Origin of the sequence: Paenarthrobacter sp. OM7 (genome assembly GCF_029873575.1) — a bacterium.
GTDB lineage: Bacteria > Actinomycetota > Actinomycetes > Actinomycetales > Micrococcaceae > Arthrobacter.
Genome location: NZ_CP123579.1, coordinates 4066027 through 4085765, shown reverse-complemented (window position 1 = coordinate 4085765; position 19739 = coordinate 4066027). Strand labels below are relative to the sequence as shown.

Annotated in this window: 19 protein-coding genes; 7 read left to right on the top strand and 12 right to left on the bottom strand. The window is 63.3% G+C overall.

Going from position 1 to position 19739, the window contains the following annotated elements:
* Positions 1-183 precede the first annotated feature (183 nt).
* From QEH68_RS18815 to xylA, 4 genes are all read right to left on the bottom strand, one after another.
* Entirely contained in the window at positions 184-1893 is a 1710-nt protein-coding gene (locus QEH68_RS18815) for an FG-GAP-like repeat-containing protein (protein ID WP_280624081.1), read from the bottom strand.
* 339 nt (positions 1894-2232) lie between these two features.
* On the bottom strand, positions 2233-3216 hold the full coding sequence (locus QEH68_RS18810; protein ID WP_280628047.1) for a LacI family DNA-binding transcriptional regulator: 984 nt from the start codon (positions 3214-3216) through the stop codon (positions 2233-2235).
* 69 nt (positions 3217-3285) lie between these two features.
* Positions 3286-4716, bottom strand: coding sequence for a xylulokinase (xylB, locus tag QEH68_RS18805; protein WP_280624079.1), 1431 nt, complete (start codon positions 4714-4716; stop codon positions 3286-3288).
* An 85-nt stretch (positions 4717-4801) separates the two neighbouring features.
* Entirely contained in the window at positions 4802-5989 is a 1188-nt protein-coding gene (gene xylA, locus QEH68_RS18800) for a xylose isomerase (protein WP_280624077.1), read from the bottom strand.
* Between the two features lie 142 nt (positions 5990-6131).
* Between xylA and QEH68_RS18795 the strand changes: the two genes are divergently transcribed.
* The 3 genes from QEH68_RS18795 to QEH68_RS18785 all read left to right on the top strand — a co-directional run bounded on the left by QEH68_RS18795 (position 6132) and on the right by QEH68_RS18785 (position 8759).
* Positions 6132-7337, top strand: coding sequence for an ROK family transcriptional regulator (locus QEH68_RS18795; RefSeq protein ID WP_280624075.1), 1206 nt, complete (start codon positions 6132-6134; stop codon positions 7335-7337).
* A gap of 117 nt (positions 7338-7454) precedes the next feature.
* Positions 7455-8531, top strand: coding sequence for a YihY/virulence factor BrkB family protein (locus QEH68_RS18790; RefSeq protein ID WP_207595197.1), 1077 nt, complete (start codon positions 7455-7457; stop codon positions 8529-8531).
* A gap of 18 nt (positions 8532-8549) precedes the next feature.
* Positions 8550-8759 carry a hypothetical protein gene (locus QEH68_RS18785; protein ID WP_089596442.1) on the top strand — a complete coding sequence of 70 codons (210 nt, stop codon included), beginning with the start codon at positions 8550-8552 and terminating at the stop codon, positions 8757-8759.
* Positions 8760-8768: 9 nt separating this feature from the next.
* Here the strand turns inward: QEH68_RS18785 and QEH68_RS18780 are convergent, their stop codons facing one another.
* From QEH68_RS18780 to QEH68_RS18765, 4 genes are all read right to left on the bottom strand, one after another.
* On the bottom strand, positions 8769-8942 hold the full coding sequence (locus tag QEH68_RS18780) for a hypothetical protein (protein WP_207595196.1): 174 nt from the start codon (positions 8940-8942) through the stop codon (positions 8769-8771).
* Between the two features lie 260 nt (positions 8943-9202).
* Entirely contained in the window at positions 9203-10042 is an 840-nt protein-coding gene (locus QEH68_RS18775) for a sugar phosphate isomerase/epimerase family protein (protein ID WP_207595195.1), read from the bottom strand.
* Positions 10039-11253, bottom strand: coding sequence for a dihydrodipicolinate synthase family protein (locus tag QEH68_RS18770; RefSeq protein ID WP_207595194.1), 1215 nt, complete (start codon positions 11251-11253; stop codon positions 10039-10041). Before QEH68_RS18770 ends, QEH68_RS18775 begins: the two co-directional genes overlap by 4 nt.
* On the bottom strand, positions 11253-12422 hold the full coding sequence (locus QEH68_RS18765; RefSeq protein WP_280624070.1) for a Gfo/Idh/MocA family oxidoreductase: 1170 nt from the start codon (positions 12420-12422) through the stop codon (positions 11253-11255). The genes QEH68_RS18770 and QEH68_RS18765 overlap by 1 nt, the downstream gene beginning before the upstream one ends.
* Before the next feature lie 194 nt (positions 12423-12616).
* On the opposite strand from QEH68_RS18765, the gene QEH68_RS18760 reads away from it, so the two are divergent.
* Together QEH68_RS18760 and QEH68_RS18755 are read left to right on the top strand one after the other, a co-directional pair.
* On the top strand, positions 12617-13654 hold the full coding sequence (locus QEH68_RS18760) for a LacI family DNA-binding transcriptional regulator (protein WP_280624068.1): 1038 nt from the start codon (positions 12617-12619) through the stop codon (positions 13652-13654).
* Positions 13651-14427 (top strand): alpha/beta hydrolase, encoded by a 777-nt coding sequence (locus QEH68_RS18755; RefSeq protein WP_280624066.1) that lies wholly within the window; start codon positions 13651-13653, stop codon positions 14425-14427. Before QEH68_RS18760 ends, QEH68_RS18755 begins: the two co-directional genes overlap by 4 nt.
* Before the next feature lie 19 nt (positions 14428-14446).
* On the opposite strand, the gene QEH68_RS18750 is transcribed toward QEH68_RS18755, so the two are convergent.
* From QEH68_RS18750 to QEH68_RS18740, 3 genes are all read right to left on the bottom strand, one after another.
* The gene (locus QEH68_RS18750; RefSeq protein WP_280624065.1) at positions 14447-15220 is read right to left on the bottom strand and encodes a sugar phosphate isomerase/epimerase; all 774 of its coding nucleotides are present in this window, start codon (positions 15218-15220) and stop codon (positions 14447-14449) included.
* Positions 15221-15291: 71 nt separating this feature from the next.
* Positions 15292-15858 carry a GNAT family N-acetyltransferase gene (locus QEH68_RS18745; RefSeq protein WP_280624063.1) on the bottom strand — a complete coding sequence of 189 codons (567 nt, stop codon included), beginning with the start codon at positions 15856-15858 and terminating at the stop codon, positions 15292-15294.
* Positions 15859-15884: 26 nt separating this feature from the next.
* Positions 15885-16241, bottom strand: coding sequence for a metalloregulator ArsR/SmtB family transcription factor (locus QEH68_RS18740; protein ID WP_207595189.1), 357 nt, complete (start codon positions 16239-16241; stop codon positions 15885-15887).
* Between the two features lie 67 nt (positions 16242-16308).
* On the opposite strand from QEH68_RS18740, the gene QEH68_RS18735 reads away from it, so the two are divergent.
* Positions 16309-17268 carry an NAD(P)H-binding protein gene (locus QEH68_RS18735; protein ID WP_280624059.1) on the top strand — a complete coding sequence of 320 codons (960 nt, stop codon included), beginning with the start codon at positions 16309-16311 and terminating at the stop codon, positions 17266-17268.
* On the opposite strand, the gene QEH68_RS18730 is transcribed toward QEH68_RS18735, so the two are convergent.
* On the bottom strand, positions 17237-18091 hold the full coding sequence (locus QEH68_RS18730; protein WP_280624057.1) for a LysR substrate-binding domain-containing protein: 855 nt from the start codon (positions 18089-18091) through the stop codon (positions 17237-17239). The genes QEH68_RS18735 and QEH68_RS18730 overlap by 32 nt on opposite strands.
* A gap of 179 nt (positions 18092-18270) precedes the next feature.
* Here QEH68_RS18730 and QEH68_RS18725 point away from each other — a divergent pair, with 179 nt between their 5' ends.
* Positions 18271-19686 (top strand): MFS transporter, encoded by a 1416-nt coding sequence (locus QEH68_RS18725; protein ID WP_280624055.1) that lies wholly within the window; start codon positions 18271-18273, stop codon positions 19684-19686.
* The last annotated feature ends 53 nt before the right edge of the window (positions 19687-19739 follow it).

Sequence of the window (19739 nt, the reverse complement as noted above, 5' to 3'; positions counted from 1 at the left end):
AGGGCCTCATTGCCGGGGGTCGGGGTGGAAAAGTGAAGAAGGTCTGATGCAATTGTTAGCGCTCACAACTTTGATGTCAAGAGCGGGCATACGAAAGGACCGGATGGGTTCCTTGGTGTTATGAAAACACGGCAAGGAAGCCATCCGGTCAGCTCCGGTGTTGATTGATCTTCGAGGTAAGCCTTAGATCAAGGCAGTCATCACATTCCAGCCTTGGCCGACTTGAACGCGGGCCTTCCATCCGCCTTGGCCGTTGCCGGGGTAGAGCCAGAGGTAGCCAGCAGCGTCTCGACCCAGAACGTCGACGTTACCGTCGCCGTTGAAGTCTCCTGGGCTGGTGATTGAGTTCATGATGTTCCAGCCTGAGCCGACCTGCACGCGCGCCTTCCACCCACCGTTGCCATTGCCAGGGTAAAGCCACAGGACTCCACTGCCATCCCGGGCCAGCACGTCCGCGTGGCTGTCACCGTTGAAGTCGCCTGTGCCGGTAATCGACGTCATGACGTTCCAGCCTTGACCGACCTGGGAGCGCGCCTTCCAAAAATAGTTGTTATCGCCGGGATAGAGCCACAGTCTTCCGTCTCCGTCACGAGCCAAAACATCGACCGAGCCGTCGGCGTCAAAATCTCCCGGGGTTACCAGTGCGGTCATGATGTTCCAGCCCGTGCCTGCAGGCCAAGGAGTGGCCAACCCACTACCCGTTCCTCCGTATTGCCAGAGGTTACCCATTGCATCGCGGGCCATAAGGTCAGGCCAGCCGTTTCCATTGAAGTCGCCCGGGCTGATGATGGCATTCATCGAATTCCAGCCCTGACCGACCTGGCTCCTTTGTTCCCAGCCACCCGTGCCATTTCCGGCGTACAGCCAGAGCTGACCATCCGTATCCCGCGCCAAGACGTCGGACTTATCGTCTCCGTTGAAGTCTCTTGCTGGCGGCGTTGCCGCCACGGTAATCACGAACGGCGCTGATACGGCGTCGGGCCCTACCCCGTTGCTGGCGGTGACCCTGAAGGAATAAACGCCTTTTACGCTAAGAGTTCCCGAGAGCAAACCCGTGGATGCATCCAAGCTTAGGCCTGGCGGCAGCGAACCACTGGCGACCGCGAAGCGTGGAGCGGGTGAGCCGGTAGCCGCCAGCACATGCGAGTAGATTTCATCAACCGAGCCGCTTGGTACAACCGCAGGCTGGGTGAATTTGGGGGCAACCGGTAAGCCTGCCTCACGGATGACCGATACGCTGCCGCTCTGCGCATTTGCGACGTAGGCGGTTCCGTTGCTGGAATCGACCGCTATACCCCGCGGCTCGGCACCGACTGCTAACTTCGATGTCACTTGGCTTCCATTGATGACGTAAACGCCGTTGATTGTCCCATTCGTGACGTAGACGGAGTGCGTGTTGGTATCTACGTCAATGTCTCCCGGTGGAGTGCCAAGAGGAATTACATGGGAAACAGCTGTGCCGGATATGACGGAGACGTTGTTGCTTGACGGCCCAGCAACATACACGGAGTGTGTGGTTGGATCTACAGCGACCGAGTTGGGATTTCCGGGAATGGGGATGGTGGCCGTGACGGAGGAGCCATTGATCACAGAAACTGTTTCTTTGTTGAAACTCGTTACGTAGGCTGTACCAACTGTTGGGTCGACAGCAACGCTTCCCGGATCGCCATCAATAGGGATGGTGTCCGTTACGGCCAATCCGGAAATTATGGAAACTGATCGGCCGATGTAGTTCGCCACATACACTGATTGCGTTTTTGCATTCACAGCTACAGACGTGGGTCTCGCGCCGACAGGGATCGTAGCAATGACCTTGTTGCCTCTGATGACAGTCAAGTCGTTGCTATCCATATTGGCCACATAGGCGGTGTGCGTTGTTGAATCCACGGCCACGTCCCACGGCCGGTCTCCCACTGGGATGGTCGCTACCTCTGAGGTTCCGTCAATCACGGACACGGTGTTGGTCCAGCTGTTGGTGACGAAAAGCTGGTGGGTGGTCTGATCCACCGCAATAGAGTTCAAGCCTTGGTGGAGAAGGATGTTCTCACTCACTGCAGGCGCGGCAGCCGCGGAATTTGCCGACATAGGAGAGGCCGCGAGAACTGCAGCAAGAGCGGCGGCAGCCGCGGCACGACTTAAGGTGAGGGTGCGCATAAGACCATACCCTACTGCTCAGCGTGTGATCTTCCTTACATTCCGCGACCGTTTCGACAGCAAGGGCGCGCCCAGCGCTTAGTCGGAGACGGGCGCCGTGGTGGAGCGGACCACCAGGCGCGGCAGGACCGTGGCAGCCTCGACGGTCCTGCCGCCGTCCAGCCGATCCAGGAGCAACCCGATGCAGCGCTGGCCAAGTTCCTCAAAGTCCTGCGCCACGGTAGTCAAGGGCGGAATGAAGTAGGCGGCCTCCGGTTGGTCGTCAAAGCCCACGACGCTGATGTCCTCCGGAACCCGGACGCCAAGTTCGTTGAATGCCCGCAGGACGCCGAGGGCCATCTGGTCGTTGGCCACGAACAGTGCCGTCAGGGAACGGTCGGCGGCGATTTTCAGGCCTTCGCGGTAACCGCACTCAGCGCTCCAGTCGCCTTCGATCAAGGATCCCGGTTCACGTCCGGCCTCATTTAGTGCCTCGTGCCAGCCGTCGATACGGGCAGCGGCGTCAATCCAGTCGGCCGGCCCGGAAAGATGGCCGATCCTCTGGTGGCCTAGCTCAAGGAGGTGCTCGACGGCGAGCTTGGCGCCCTGCCGCTGGTCGACGGTGGCGCCGCTCAAGTGTTCGTCGCCGACTGAGCCTACGGCCACCAAGGGCACTGGAACGGTGATGTCCCTCAGGACATCGAAGGTGCCGGGGTGGGGCACGGTCACCACAATGCCGTCAACGCCCTGATCCATGAAGTGGGCGACGGCGTCCTTGATGGTCTCGGGTGTCACTTCGCGCAGGGCTGCGACACTGACGAAATAGCCCGCATCCCGTGCCGCCTGCTGGACGCCGAGGAGCGTGTGGGATGGACCGTATTGGGCCATCTCGCTGCCGAGGACTCCAATGGTTTGGGAACGTCGGGTCACCAGGCTGCGTGCCGCCGTGTTTCGGCGATAACCCAGCTCCGTGATGGCTTGCTCAACGCGCTCGCGGGTCTTGGCACTCACGTTGGGGTGGTTGTTCAGCACCCGGGAAACGGTCTGGTGGGAAACCCCCGCCACGCGGGCAACGTCCTCCATGACAGGCGGACGGGCTGGTGCAGATTGATCTGAGCTCACCCTGTCACGATAGAGCACCGACAGCCACGATTACCTCATGGCCGCCGTGGCAGCGTACTGGCGATACCTGGTCAGGAAGGGGGCCGTCCCGCCGATTTCCCGGGGTTTCACGTCCACGCCATCCAATGGCCATTCAGGGAGCTGGCCCGTGAGGACGCCTGCCGCTTGGCGGGCAGCGCCGTCGGCGACATACTCGCCGGGCCGGGGTACGAATACCGGCAGTCCAAAGGCCGAAGCAGCCACCTGTTGGACGGCCTCTGACTGAGCGCCTCCACCCACCAGGATGATGCGCTGAGCGGAGACGCCCTGCGCCTGCAGCGCAGCCAACCCGTCCGCCAGTGAACACAGCACACCCTCCACGGCGGCCCGGGCCAGATTGGCCGGCGTGTAGTTGGAGACCGTGATGCCGTGGAGTGAGCCCGTTGCATCAGGCAGGTTGGGTGTCCGTTCACCTTCGAAGTACGGCACCAAAGTAAGCCCATCGGCGCCCTCGGGAGCGGAGAGGGCAAGGGTTCCCAGTTCCGCGAGAGACACCCCCAAGAGAGCAGCTGTGGCATCAAAGACCCGTGTTGCGTTGAGCGTGCAGGCGAGGGGAAGGAAGTTGCCCGTGGCGTCGGCGAAACCGGCAACCAGTCCACTGACGTCCTGCGCCGGAACGTCCGACACCGCGAACACGGTCCCGGAAGTTCCAATGGAGATAACAACGTCCCCGACGGCGGCGCTGACGCCCAGGCCTGCTGCGGCGTTGTCACCGGCTCCGGGTCCGATCAAAGCGCCGCCAGGCGTCTTGCCCGCAACGTCCAAAGGTCCGACCACTACAGGCAGGATGGGGACATGGCCGAGCGTGCTTTCGAGTACGTCGGGAAGATACTCGCCGTTGCTGGCCGAAAAGTAGCCCGTACCTGAAGCGTCGGACCTGTCGGTGCGCAGGAGTTCCAGCAATGCGGGTCCGTCTCCGGGACCATGGCCGGCCAGCCGCCAGGACAGCCAATCGTGCGGCAGGCACACCGCGGCAGTGCGCCGGGCGTTCTCTGGTTCGTTTCTGGCCAGCCAGCGGAGCTTGGTGGCAGTCAACGATGCCACCGGCACGGTTCCGGTGCTGGATGCCCAGTATTCTGCACCGGCAGTGGCATCGCCATTACCGGCTTCAAGAATCATCTCTTTCGCCTCAGGTGCGGACCGGGTGTCGTTCCATAGGAGAGCTGGACGTACAACGTTTCCGGAATCGTCCAGGCACACCATCCCGTGCTGCTGGCCGCCCACGGAAACGGCGTCCACGTCGTCCAGTCCGCCTGCCTCCCTGATGGCTTCCTGGAGGGCTGTCCACCAATGATCGGGGTGGACTTCCGTGCCCTCTGGATGGGGCGCCCGGCCTTGGCGAACCAAGGCGCCGGTGGCAGAGTCCCGGATCACCACTTTGCACGACTGGGTGGAGCTGTCGATCCCGGCTACGAGAGGCATGCGTTTGTTCCTTCGGCGACCCGGCGCCGGGCCCCAAACCGAAGTTTGGCGGCCCGGCGACGGGACTGTGGTGGGTGGGGGGGATTTAGCGCGCGCCGAGCAAGTGCTCGATGGCCAGTTGGTTGAGGCGGACGAAGGCGAACGAGCGCTCGGCGGCGTGATCGGCGTCGAACGTTTCGAAAGCACTGGCGTCAGCCAGCAGGTCAGCGGTGGTTTCTCCGGCGTTCAAGGTGGGCTGGCCCAACTCGAAGACACCAGAGGTGGCGAGGGCTTCCTGGACTTCCGGATCTGCACGGAAAGCGAGGGCGCGTTCCTTCAGCAGGAGGTACATGGACATGTTGGACTTGGCTGATTCCCAGACGCCGTCGTAACCGTCGGTGCGGGAAGGCTTGTAGTCGAAGTGGCGGGGGCCGTCGTACCTGGGTCCGCCGTTGGGGAAGCCGTTCTCCAGCAGGTCCACCGTGAAGAAAGCGCTGGTGAGGTCGCCGTGGCCGAAAACCAGATCTTGGTCGTACTTAATGCCGCGCTGGCCGTTCAGGTCGATGTGGAAGAGTTTGCCTGCCCACAGGGCCTGGGCGATGCCGTGGGTGAAGTTCAGCCCCGCCATCTGCTCATGGCCGGTCTCGGGGTTGAGGCCCACAATGTCGCCGTGTTCCAGCTGGGCAATGAATGCCAGGCCGTGTCCAACGGTGGGGAGGAAGATGTCGCCGCGGGGTTCGTTCGGCTTCGGTTCCAGCGCAATCCGGAGCTCGTAGCCCTTTTCCTTGATGTAGCCGGCGGCGGTGTCCACGCCTTCCTTCATGCGGTCCAGTGCTGCCGACAGGTCCTTGGAACCGTCATATTCGCTGCCTTCGCGGCCGCCCCACATCACGAACGTTTCGGCGCCAAGCTCGGCGGCGAGGTCGATGTTGCGCAGGATCTTGCTCAGGGCGAAGCGGCGGATCGAACGATCGTTCGAGGTGAAGCCGCCATCCTTGAAGACGGGGTGGCTGAACAGGTTGGTGGTGACCATCGGCGTCTTCAAGCCGGTCTCAGCCAAAGCGGCCTTGAAGTTCTTGAGGATGAGGTCGCGCTCGGATGCGCTGGCATCAAAAGGAATCAGGTCATTGTCGTGGAAAGTGATGCCATATGCACCAAGTTCGCTGAGCTTGTGCACTGCTTCCACCGGGTCCAGGGCTGGGCGCGTGGCAACACCGAAGGGGTCGGCACCGGTCCAACCGACAGTCCAGAGGCCAAAGGTGAAGCGGTCCTGCGGGGTGGGCTGCGGGGTCATTTTGCTCCTTTGCAAAGCACTGGGGGAGGAGACGAAGAAAGGCGCTCCAATTAGTTTTCAATCTGAACTATATGGGGGATGGTGGATCATGGTCAATGGAAGCCAGCAACAATTTTTCAGATCCGCAGGGAGTCCCACGCCAGTGAACGAGTCAGCAGCGCCCGGCCGCGTCGGCGATGTCCGCCGTCGAAATCTTTCGCTGGTCCTGGACTCCATTGCGCGGACCGGCGATGCGAAGCCCAGCCGCGCGCAGCTCGCGGCCGGCACGGGGCTCACCAAGGCGGCGGTCTCCAGCCTGGTGGCGGATCTGGTGGAATCGGGACTTGTATCTGAAGTGGGCCTCTACCGCGATGGCGAGCGGGGAAGGCCCGGCCAAGGGCTGGAACTCAGCTCACGCCGTGGCGTGGTGGGGATGGAAATCAACGTTGACTACCTGGCCGTGGGACTGGTGGACCTGCGTGGCAATCTCCGCTTCCACACCACCGTTGAGTCATGGAACCGGGGGATGGCACCCCGGGAAGTCATGGAACGCCTGCGGGATCTGGTGTCCGAAGCAGTTGCCACAGCGGCGGCCGAAAAGGTCGCCATCTTGGGTGGCGGACTGGCCGTCCCTGGCCTGGTGGATGAGCGGCGGAACATCGTTCTTTCCGCCCCGAATCTGCATTGGGAGAACGAGCACTTGGACCCGGGCTCGTTGCTCAAGGGCGCGCCGCTTGGCGTCCGGCTGTCCAATGAGGCCAACAGCGCCGCTCTTGGCGAGCTGTGGTACGGCAACGGCCCTGCCGACTTTCTCTATGTCTCCGGTGAAGTGGGTGTGGGTGGCGGTGTCATCATCGGCTCGGACCTGTACCTGGGGCCCGGAGGATCGGCGGGCGAACTGGGCCACATTGTGGTCCACCCGGAGGGGCCTGCGTGTTCCTGCGGTGGGGCGGGATGCCTTGAAACGTTCGCCGGCCAGGAGGCCATCTTCGAGGCGGCCACCATTCCCGAAGGCTCCCTGGCCGAACGCACGGAACAGCTTCTCGCCGCTTTGGCCGCCCAGGATCCGAACGCACTGAAGGCAGTTCACGACGCCGGGCGGTACTTGGGGGTCGCGCTCGCCTCCTCAGCCCGTTTGATGGATATTGACGCCATAGTCCTCGGTGGGCACTTTGCGTTGCTGGGGGAGTGGCTGAGGCCGGCGTTGCTGGCCAGTTTGGATCGCTACGCGCCTGGGCTGCTGGACCCGAAAAACCTGACCGTGTCCGGCCTTGAACATTCCGGCACGCTCCTGGGCGCTGCCGGCCAAGTGATCCGGTCTGTGATTGAGTCGCCGTTCGAGTTCCTTTTGGCGAGCAAGCTGGCGTAGTCATGTCCGGGTTTGCCGGCGGTAATTCGGCGTGGGTTCTTCCGCATGATTCATCAGCATGCTTACTATTGATGGGTCAGTTGTTCGCGAAAACCCAACCCCACGGACGAGTGCCCCATGACTACACAAGACTCAGCTCACACCAGCACAGCCAAGGCTCACACCGCACCTTCCCCCGAAGACTCGCGCAAGCCTGACAGTCCCAATGACCTGGCCAAACCCACGTGGATGTACATCGCCAAGCGGACGCTCCGCGAGTTCAGCAAAGACCAGTGTCCGGACGCTGCTGCGGGCCTGACGTATTACGCAGTCCTTTCCCTGTTTCCAGCCCTTTTGGCGCTGGTTTCCCTGATCGGCATCTTCGGAGATGCCGGCAAGACGACGTCGTCATTGCTGGATATAGTCCAACAGTTCGCGCCGGGGCCCGGCGTTGACGCCATGCGCCAGCCGATCGAGGAACTGACGCAGTCCAACACGGCCGGGCTCGCGTTGGTTTTCGGTATTTTGGTGGCGCTCTGGTCCGCCTCGGGCTACACCACGGCGTTCAGCCGGGCCATGAACCGGGTCTATGAAGTGGACGAGGGCCGCGGCTTCATAAAGCTGCGGGGCACCATGCTCGCCGTTACCATCGTTGCGGTAGTTGGTGCGGCACTCGCAGCGGCCATGCTGGTCTTGAGCGGCCCCGTTGCAGAAGCCATAGGCGGAGCCATCGGTTTGTCGGAGACCTTCCTGACCGTCTGGAACATCGCCAAATGGCCGGTCCTCATTCTGGTAGTCATCGTCATTATTGCGGTGCTGTACTACTTCACTCCCAACGTCAAGCAGCCCAAGTTCCGGTGGATGAGCATGGGCTCCCTGATCGCCTTGGTGATCTTCGCCCTTGCGTCGCTGGGCTTCGGCTTCTACGTTGCCAACTTCAGCAACTACAACAAGACCTACGGCGCCTTGGCGGGCGTCATCATCATGCTGCTGTGGCTCTGGATCCTGAACATGTCCCTGTTGTTCGGTGCGGAGTTCGATGCCGAGATGGAACGCGGACGCCAGTTGCAGGGAGGCATTGAAGCTGAAGAAAGCATCCAGTTGCCGCCGCGCGATACCAAGAAGAGCGACAAGATGCAGGAGAAGGAAGACCAGGTCATCCGGGATGGCGAAGAAATCCGTGAAACCCACGGCGACGAACCGCAGAAGAAATAGCGCATTGGAGAATCAACGGTGAACGCTGACGGCAGGAACAAGAAGCTCAAAGCCATCCGGCATGGGGACAGCGTCCGGATCAGCGGTGAGGTTTTCCGGGTGGGCTCCGTGCAACCCCTCGAAGGATCGCGGAACATCAGCCTTGAATTGCAAGGGCCCGACGGCGGTTCGGTCACCTTCATCGGCCTGCCGGGGGCCAAGGTTCAGCTCGCTGCGCGGGCTTCCTGACCTGACAGCTCAGGCTTCCGCAGGGAAGCCTTGGTCGGCGTCGTCCCACCAGCCTTCCCAGGCGCTGGAGGTCAGGCGCTCGGTGGCGAAAACGGGGTAGTGCTCGGGGCTGGAATCGCCGGTGGGGCCGCTGTGGGTGCCGCTGGCATCGAGGAAAAAGTTAAGGGTCTTCAAGAGCATCATGGTGGTGTCCTTTCAGTGGCTTGGTGAACGCCTTTGTTCAGGTAAAACCAGCGTAGGTGCCCATTGTTTCCTCCCATCGACGCAATGTTTCAGCTGTGTACCTTCTATCTCACCGGCTCCTTCCGCGACTCACAGCCGACACAAAACGGAGGGCGCGGTAGCAGCAAAAAGCGGGCCCCTGCCGTGACCGTGGCAGGAACCCGCTGGTTTTGGAGTGATCCTCCCGCGGAGCTTAGGGCATCCGCGGGAGGACCACGGTGTTACGCGAACGGGAGAACGAGCTCCGCGTAGCGCTGCTTCATGGTCTCCAGGACGGTGTCGCCGTCGGCGTCCCAGATCTCCTGGTTGAAGATTTCAACCTCGATATCGCCCGTGTACCCGGCGTCCCTGACCCAAGTGCCGATGGTGGCGAAGTCGATGACGCCGTCGCCCATCATGCCGCGGGACAGCAGCGCGTCAGCGGCGATCGGCAGGTTGAAGTCGCACACCTGGTAGGAGGCGATGCGGTTTTCGCGCCCGGCGCGGTCAATCTGCGCCTTCAGCTCGGGGTCCCACCACACGTGGAAAGTGTCGACGGCGACGCCAACAGCCTTTGCGTCGTACGGCGCGGCAAGATCGAGTGCCTGGCCGAGGGTGGAGATGAGTGCGCGGTCAGCGGCGTACATCGGGTGCAGTGGTTCCAGCACCAGGCGGACGCCGTTCTCGGAAGCGAAGGGCACGAGTTCCTCGAGTCGGTCGGCGACGCGCTGGCGGGCAGCCACCACGTCCTTCTCGCCGGGAGCTAGCCCGCCGACCACCAGGAAAAGTTCCTGGGTGTCCAGCGCAACGGCTTCACGGACGGCCTCGAAGTTGTCGGCCAGGGCAGCAGCCTGTCCCTCAGCGTCGGCTGCGGTCAGGAATCCACCGCGGCAGAGCGAGGAAACCCGGAGACCCGCGTCCTTGATGAGCTTGGCTGCCTTGTCCAATCCGGCCTCGGCCACGCGGTCACGCCACGGTCCGATTGCGGGGATGCCGGCTCGGGCACAACCATCCACGGCCTCGGACAAGGTCCATTTCTTGGTGGTGGCGCTGTTCAGTGACAGCCGGGAAAAGTCGCTCATGCACCCACCCCGTTGATCCGCAGGAAGTCAGACATCCGGAACGCGGCCAGCGATGGGTCCTTCAGCAAGCCGGCCTGATCTGCCAGTTCAAAGGTCTTGGCCAGGTGCAGGACCGAGCGGCCCGAGTGCAGGCCGCCCACCATCTGGAAACCGGGCTGCTTACCGTTGAGCCAGGACATGAAGGCAATGCCGGTCTTGTAGTAGAACGTGGGTGCGCTGAAGATGTGCTTTCCCAGCTCACGGGTGGAGTCCAGGATGGCGCGCCCTTCAGCACCTTGGCCGGCGTCGTACTTCTGCAACGCGGCCGAAGCGGCCGGGTAGATGGCAGCGAAGATGCCCAACAGGGCGTCCGAGTGGTGCGTCTCGTCGCCGTCGATCAGTTCCGGGTAGTTGAAGTCGTCACCGGTGTAGAGGCGGACGCCTTCCGGGAGGTCGGCGCGGAGGGCGACCTCATGGGAAGCATCCAGCAGCGAGACCTTGACGCCGTCAACCTTGTCCGAGTGCTCGCGGATGAGGCTGAGGAAAGTTTCGGTGGCGACAGAGACGTCGTCGGAACCCCAGTATCCTGCCAGCGCGGGGTCGAACATGGTGCCCAGCCAGTGCAGGATGACCGGCTGGTCAACTTCCTGAAGGAGCGTCGAGTAGACGTGCAGGTAGTCGTCGGCCCCGTTGGCAACCTTGGCCAGCGCCCGGGAGGCCATGAGGATGACCTTGGGTCCGGCTTCACTGACGACGGCGATCTGCTCGCGGTAGGCGTCGATGACAGCCTGGATACCTGCAGCCCCCGCAGGGAGTGCAGCGATGTCCAGCTGGTCGGTGCCGGCGCCGCAGGAAACAAGGTCGCGGACCGACTTGCCCGTAATGGCGGCGTTGCCCGCGGCCACCACGGAGGCGGCTTCCGCGCCCGTGCGCTTGATGAGCTGCTGGGTGGCTGCCCAGTCAAGGCCCATTCCGCGCTGCGCGGTGTCCATGGCGTCGGCAACGCCCAGGCCGTAGGACCACAGCTCGTGCCGGTACGCCAGGGTGGCGTCCCAGTCGAGCTGGGCGGGGGCGCCGGGGGTGTTGTCGGCTGCAACCTCGGGGATGACGTGTGCTGCGGCGTAGGCGCGGCGGGCCGTCAGCGGAGCGGTCGGCTTGACCCAGGAGGTGGCGGGCTGAAGGCGGTACTCGCGGGTGCCGCCGTCGTCGGTGGGAAGAATCAGTGACGTCATTAGAGGGTGATCTCCGGGATGTCGATGGTGCGGCGCTCTGCCGAGGACTGGAGGCCGAGTTCGGCAAGCTGCACGCCCCGGGCTGCGGAGAGCAGGCCGAAGCGGTGCTCACGGCCTGCGACGACGTCGCGCAGGAATTCTTCCCACTGCAGCTTGAAGCCGTTGTCCAGTTCAGCGTTGGCGGGGACTTCCTGCCACTGGCTGCGGAAGGATTCGGTGACGGGCAGGTCCGGGTTCCAGACGGGCTTGGGGGTGTGGGCGCGCTGCTGCGCAACGCACTTGTTCAGACCGGCGACGGCGGAACCGTGCGTGCCGTCGACCTGGAACTCCACCAGTTCGTCGCGGTAGACACGGACGGCCCAGGAGGAGTTGATCTGGCCGATGACGTCATCGCCGCCCGGGGTTTCGAGCTCGAAGATGCCGTAGGAGGCGTCGTCTGCGGTGGCCTTGTATTCCTTGCCTGCCTCATCCCAGCGTGCGGGGATGTGCGTGGCGGTCTTGGCGTTGACGCTCTTGACCTTGCCGATGATGCCTTCAAGGACGTAGTTCCAGTGGCAGAACATGTCCGTGGTCATTCCACCGCCGTCTTCCTTGCGGTAGTTCCACGACGGACGCTGGGCAGCCTGGACGTCGCCTTCGAAGACCCAGTAGCCGAATTCGCCGCGGATGGAGAGGATGCGGCCGAAGAAGCCTTCGTCCACAAGACGGCGGAGCTTCACCAGGCCGGGGAGGTACAGCTTGTCGTGCACCACGCCCGCGGTGACGCCGGCGACCTTGCCGATCTGTGCCAGTTCGATGGCCTCTTCCAAGGTCTCGGCCGTCGGCTTCTCTGTGAAGATGTGCTTGCCGGCGCGCATGGCCTTTTTCAGGGTGGCGGCGCGGAGGCTGGTCATGGAGGCGTCAAAGATGATGTCAACGGTGGGATCGGCGATGACGGCGTCCAAGTCGGTGGTCCATTCAGAGACCTTGTGGAGTTCGGCGAGTTCGCGGATCTTCGCTTCGTTGCGGCCAACGAGGATCGGCTCCACCTGAACCTTGGTGCCGTCTTCCAGGGTGAAACCGCCGGCGTCGCGGATGGGGAGGATGGACCGCAGCAGGTGCTGGCGGTAGCCCATACGGCCGGTGATGCCGTTCATGGCGATGCGGATCGTCTTTGTTTCGTAGCCCATGTTTTCTCCAGTGCCTTGTGTGCCGGTCGCGGTGCGGAAGCCGGTGCTTGCAGTTCGTGTGGGAAAGCGCATTCCCGTTGTCATCGATCATGCACCATGACTCACCGGATTGGCAAGCGCTTTCCCATAACTCGCGGAAGACTGACATAATTTCCCTAGCGCCAGTCCCGACGCTTGCAGACAAGGAGGGCCCCGTGGCCGCCAGCACACTGAGTGAAGTTGCCCGTTTGGCCGGGGTTTCCCTGGCCACCGCATCCAGGGTCCTCAACGGCTCGTCCCGTAAGCCCGCCGAGGACATTGCCGAACGCGTCCGCGAGGCCGCCGACAAGCTCGGCTACGTGCCCAACGCGCAGGCGCAGGCGTTGGCCAAGTCGAGTTCGGGCCTGATCGGACTGGTTGTCCATGACATCGCCGATCCCTATTTCTCTGCGATCGCCCGCGGAGTCCAGGAAGCTGCCCGCCAGCAGAACCGCATGGTGCTCCTGGCCACCACCTCCGGGGCTCCTTCGGATGAAAAGGAAGCCGTCGCAGCCTTCGCTGCGCGTCGCGCCGACTCGATTGTCATTGCCGGTTCGCGTTCCGTGCGGGCTGAGGACAAGCAAGGAAATGCCGAGCTGGCCGCCGAGCTGGACCGTTATTGCCGCAATGGCGGTCATGTGGGAGTTGTCGGCCATCCGGTGGTGGGCGCGTCCACGAGCGAGGGCTACCACGTGGTGAAAGTCCCCAACGAGGAACTGGCTGCCGGCCTCGCTGCGGAATTGGCCGCCACTCATGATGGTGCTTTCCTGATCGTTGCCGGACCCGAGGGTCTCTACACATCGGACGACCGTGTCCGCGGTTTCCAGCGCGGGCTCGCGGACGCTGGGAGGCCCGCCGCCGAGGTGATCCGCACTGGATTCAACCGGGCCGGCGGGTATGAAGCCGGTCAGGCGCTTGCCGAACGGATCAAGTCCTCCGCGGAACGCCTCTGCATCTTTGCCGTCAATGACGTCATGGCCATCGGCGTTACCGCCGCCCTTCGGCCGGAGGGCGTGTGGATTCCCCGCGACGCCACCATCGCCGGTTTCGACGACATCGAAACCCTGCGCGACTTCCGGCCCGCACTGTCCACCGTGCACCTGCCGCTCGAAGATATTGGCCGGCTCGCTGCGGGAGATCCGGATACTCCTCCCGTCAGTGGCGCGGTCAAGCTCCGCCGCAGCACCGAAACTCCGGTGGAATCACAGGTATGACGACGGCGGGGCCACCAGCGCAGGCGCCCCGGGCGCTGACGGTGATTCCCGCCGTCGAGCGTTCCACTGGTGCTGCGCGTTCCACTCAAGCTGCGCCAGCCATCCTGGTGCTTCCCGGCGGGGCATACGCCAAGCAGGCAGACCACGAGGCCGAGCCCGTGGGTGAATGGCTGGCTTCATTGGGAATCCACGCATTCGTGCTGCGGTATCGGGTGGCGCCGGATCAGCACCCGGCCCCGTTGGTGGATGCCAAGCAGGCGATGCTGTGGATCCGCAACGGCGATCACGGACTTAAAGTGGATGCGTCGAGGGTTGGCGTCCTGGGATTTTCAGCCGGCGGACATCTCGCGTCCACGTTGTCCGTGGAGGTAGCCACCGGTGATCCTTCGCTGGATACCGTGGAGGCTGTGCCGGACCTCAGCATTCTCTGCTATCCGGTCATTTCGTTCGTGAATTCGGTCCATCAGGGGTCTGTGGACAACCTCGCTGGAGCGGGTGCCGCCCCTGGGGTCCTGCGGGAGCTCTCAACGGATCTTCACGTCACGCCGAGAACGCCGCCCGCTTTCCTCTGGCATACGGCCGACGACCAATCCGTCACCATCAGCCACAGCCTTGCTTATGCCGGCGCGCTCAGCCGGGCCGGTGTTCCGGTGGAACTGCACCTCTTCCCGCACGGCGTCCACGGTATTGGCCTGGCTTCGGGAACGGCCGGGGCTGATCAGTGGCCGGCGCTCTGCGCATCATGGCTCGGCCGGTGGGGCTGGGCTGCGTAACCGCGTTACGTAGTTGGCCTCAGTCCTCGCCCAAGGTGATGGTGTGGAGGAACGAGGCATCGTTGATGACGTTGTCCGGAAGGTCGTCCTCGACGAACTCCAGCATGATGTCCAGGTCCTTGCCGTTTCCGCGCAGGACGTCAGTGACGGTCTGCCACAGCAACTTCCGGTTCCGCAGCGGGAAGCGTTCGGCAACCGGCCCCCAGGAGAAGCAGTGCACCCCCACCACGTGGGGGAGGACTTCGTGGAGGGACTCCAGCGCCTGCTGGTCTGAGAGTCCGACGGCGGGCTGCCAGTAAGTGCCGACGTTGGCATGGTTCACCCGGTTCAGTAACTCCAAGGTGGTGGCGGGGGAGTCGGTGAGGGTGTTGCCGTGATACTCAAACGCGATGGCGACACCCCGGGCGGCCGCGAGATCCGCAATCCGCTGAGTGTCCTTCACCACCGCGTCCCAGTGTTCCTGGCCGGCGCCGGCCGAACCCTGTTCGCCGGCCCAGACCCGGATCCGTGGGGCGCCGAGCGCCGTGGCGAGGTCCAGGACACGATCGAAATCCCCGAAGGCGCCGCAGCGGTAGTACGAGCCGAGCGAGAGAACCATGAGTCCCGCTGCTTCAGTTGCTCCCTTTGCGTGCGCCGCGGACTCCGCATCGCTGACGTGCACATCAGTGCCCCACTCGATGCCGGCCAGGCCCGCATTCGATGAAATGCGGACCACCTCGTCAATCCCGTGGGAGCGGAGAGTCACGGAACAGATGCCAGGCGTGAGGTCAGCCAGAGTGGTGAGGTCGATCATGCTACACAGGATACCGGGAATGCGCTTACCCAGTAAGGGTGTATCGCCAGCTGAACAGAATGAACGCTGGGCTAGAGCGTGATCCAATAACGCCGGATCGCTTCGGTGACTCCGAGGTCCGCAGCGAAACTCTCCGGAGGCCGGACGCTTTCAAGAACGCCGCCGCACGCCTCGATGGTGCGGGCGGACGCCACGTTCGGCTGCTTGCACGTCACCAGCACGCGATCCATGCCGAGGGAGCGACCCTCCTGGAGGGCGCCTTTCAATGCAAGCTTGGCGAGCCCCCGCCCCCGCGCGCTGGGCCGGATGCCGTAGCCAATGTTGCCTCCTACCTCAGTGAGATAGTCATTGGCCAACGAGTGCCTGAGGCTGGCTGCCCCCAGGTACGCGTCGTCCTCGACAACCCAGATGGTGCTCTGGTTGGCCAAGCCTTCAGGGGGTTGGAAGCCCTTCTTGGGCAACTCGTGCAGAAGGTGAACCCACTCCGCGAAGTCGCTGTTGTCGCGGAGATCCAGGTCGTATCTCGCAGCCACAAAAGCCGCTGAGCCATCCTGGTTAAGGGTGCCCCACTCGTCGTAGCTTTCCAGCCAGGACTCATGGAACTTTGCGGACGGCTGGACGAGCCTGGCGGGAGTCATGAGGTGAGCGTACTACGGCCGCCGGTTCAGACTTCAGATGTCCTGGTCGCCTTCGGCGTCCTGGTCGAGGGGCGGGAAGGATTCCGCTTCCGGACCTCCCGCAACACGATTTGCTCGGGGCAAACCGTGGAAAGGAAGTCTCCCACCGACAGGGCCAGGCGCTCACCAACGAGCGAGTAGAGAATGCGGTTGGCATCCCGCCGTTCCGTGACCAGGCCGGCCTGGCGCAGCACGCTCAAGTGCCGGGAAACGGTGGGTCCCGTGGCGTTGAATCGCGCAGCGATCTCACCGGCGGCCAACTCGCCGTCCTTGAGGTCTTGAAGTATTTGCCGCCTGGTGGGGTGCGCAAGGGCGGCGAAGATCTCTGAAGCTGTATCTGCCATGTTTGCAATATAGCACAATTGCTATATACAGTTTAGCTTTGTTGCTAATAAGCGAAGGAGCAAGATCATGCGTGTAGCTATTACCGGCGGTACCGGCTTTGTAGGCCGTCACCTCGCGGAACGACTCGACAGGCCGGGCACCGTCATCATTTCGCGTCGGACAGGGACCGCAATCACCGACGTCGAAGCCTTGACGGAGGCCTTCACGGGTTGCGACGTCGTAGCCCACTGTGCGGGGATCAACCGGGAGATCGGTGACCAGACTTTCCAGCGGGTTCACGTTGAAGGCACCCGCGCCGTCATTGAAGCTGCCCGGAGGGCGGGCGTCCAAAGAATCGTCATGCTGAGCTTCCTTCGCGCCCGTCCGGATTGTGGTTCCGCCTATCACGAGACCAAATGGGCTGCCGAGGAGCTCCTGCGGCAGTCGGGCATCGAGCACACGATTCTCAAGGCGGGGATGATCTACGGAAAGGGAGACCACATGGTGGACCATGTGACGCGTGCGGTGCGCAGCTTTCCGGTTTTCGCAACGGTCGGTTATCGGGAGCGGACTGTTCGACCCATACCGGTGGAAGAGGCCGTCAACACCCTGATCGCCGCCCTTGAAGGTCGCGTGCCCACCCCGACCGTCGCTGTTGTCGGAGCCGAAGAGCTCGAACTTGGAGTGGCTGTCCGCAGGATCGCCCGGATGGCGGGGGGCCACCCTGTTTTCGTCCGCGCCCCCATCTGGTCGATCCGCGCGCTGGCTCAGCTGACAGAGTGGACCATGGTGGTGCCACTCGTGGCAAAAGCCCAGGCGCAGATGCTCGCCGAGGGGGTCAGCGTGCCTTCACCCTATGCGCCCTGGCTTCCCGTGGAGCTGCGTCCCAGGCTTCCTTTCGACGACGAACGCATCCGGGCCGCCGTACCGGAAGGCCGCTTCGCCTTGGACGACCTTCGGGTAGTGAGGTGGTGGAACGGGCGCATGGACCGCAGCCGGCCGAGCGGCCCGGTGGCTAGCTCGACTTGCTCAGCGTCCTGCCCATGATCGCCTGTGTCAGGGCGTCGATGACCTCGGCGTTGGCGAGTGGATTCCGGATCAAGGTGAAGTCCACGTCGCCCACCGGCGGCAGGCCGAATCGCTGGGTGATGACCTTCAGGTCCTCGGGCACCAGCGATGCCGGCATTACGGCGACTCCAATCCCGGCCCGGACGGCCGCGAGCACTCCGCTGATCTGTTTGGTGCTGCAGGTGATCCGCCATGTCCGGCCTTCCGCTTCCAAGGCATCGATGGCAAGCTTCCGGCTCAAACTGGGTGCCGGGTACGCAATCAGCGGCACGGGGGCGCCCGGTTCCAGCACTGTCTGCTCCACGCCCACCCACGCGAAGTTGTCGTGCCGGACCACCGTGCCTTCCTTGGCCCCGGCCACCCATTTCACAAACACCAGGTCCAGTTGCCCGGCATTGAGCCGCTTGTACAGCTGGTCGCTTTGGCTGACAGTGAGCTCGAGGTTGATCTGTGGGTAGAGCTGCCGGAACTCCCGGAGAATCCGGGGGAGGCCGGTGATGGCGAGGTCGTCGGCTGTCCCGAAGCGGAGGCGTCCCCGCATGGCCGAGCCGGAAAAGTAGCGGGCCGCGGAATCGTGGGCAGCAAGGATGTTGCGGGCAAAACCAGCCATGGCATCACCGTTGTCAGTAAGCCTGACTTCACGGGTATCCCGGGCCACGAGTACGCGCTTGGCGGCGGCCTCGAGCTTGCGGACATGCTGGCTGACCGTGGGCTGTGCGAGGCCCAGCCGCTCGGCTGCCTTGGTGAAACTCAGCGTTTCCGCGACGGCCAAAAAGGAACGGAGCTGGACAGGTTCGAACACGGAACTCCTCTAAGCGCAGGTCAACGCCGGGCCGGAGTACTGCGCCGTTTCCCCTCGTGCTGCAAGCAGCTCATTGCATTCCGCAATGCTAGTTATAGGCGCAATACGCTTCCATAATTGCTGCTGGCAACCATAGCGTTAAACGCATCCCACCGAAACTCTCGATCCGAGGACTACTTTTGGCACCCCCACCGCCTTCAGCGGCAAACGTCAGCCAGCCCGTCATCGATTCCTTGTCCGCTCGCCCGCTGCCGGATACAGACCAGCCGGACACCAACCAGCCGGACACCGTCACCCAGCCACTCGCCGTCGTGAGTGAAAAGCTGCCCTGGCGTCATACTTTCATCTCCCTGAAGGTCCCCAACTTCAGGATTTTCGCGATCGGCCACTTCATTGCCGTCATCGCCATCTGGATGCAGCGCATCGCCCAGGACTGGATGGTGCTGCAGCTGTCCGGTTCCGTCACTGCAGTCGGCATTACGGTGGCGTTGCAGTTCATGCCGTCACTGTTCCTGGGACCATGGGGCGGCATGATCGCCGACCGCTTTGCCAAGCGCAAGATCCTCATCATCTGCCAATCGGCGGCGGCCGTGCTGGCTGCAGTGTTGGCGGTACTGTCCCTGAGCCAGCGCGTTGAAGTCTGGCACGTGTACGTCATTGCCTTGGCCCTGGGCTTCGTGACGGTCCTGGACCAGCCGGCCCGGCAGGTGTTCGTCAACGAACTCGTCGGCCCCAAGTACCTCCGGAATGCCATCAGCGTCAACTCCACCACCTTCCAGCTGGGCGGCTTGATCGGGCCTGCCTTGGCGGGCGTGCTGCTCACCGCTGTCGGCGCAGGCTGGGCCTTCGCTGCCAACGCTGTGGCCTGCTGTTCCACTGTGGCCATGCTGCTGATCCTTCGCAAGGACCAGCTGCACCTCAGCCAGCCGACGCCCCGCAAAAAGGGGATGCTGCGTGAAGGCCTTAACTATGCGCTCAGCAAGCCCACCATTTACTGGCCGTGGATGATGGCCGGATTCGTGGCCGTTTTCGCCATGAGCTTGCCTGTGCTGCTGGCCGCCTTTGCGGACCACGTGTACGACGCCGGTGCCGGAGGCTACGGCCTGCTGAACGCCATGGTTGCGCTCGGTGCACTGATGGGAGCGGTGGCGTCCACCCGGCGTCGCCAGCTGCGGTTGAGGTCGGTAGTGACGTCGGCGGGGCTGTACGGTTTCATGCTCTGCGTCTCATCGCTGATGCCGTCCATGGTGTGGTTCAGCGTCACCATGGTCCTTGCCGGATTCTGGTGCCTCATGTTCCTCACTGCGGCCAACCAAATGGTGCAGACCAGCTCCAACATGAGCATCCGCGGCCGTGTCATGAGCCTCTACCTGGTGGTGCTGATCGGCGGACAGGCCATTGGCGGCCCCATGATGGGCTGGCTGGCCGAGCACTTTGGTCCGCACCTTGCTGTCCTGATTTCGGGTGGCGTGCCGGCCATCGCCGCTGCGGTGGTCGCCGTCGTCCTTGCCCGGAAGTCTTCGCTGCACCTGAAGGTGGACCTGCGTGACCGGCGCCGGGTGCTGCGGATCGTGCAGGAGACCCAACCGGCATAGCCGCAGTCCCCGACGGATTAACAGGTGAAGCGCCCGCGGCAGGACCGCGGGCG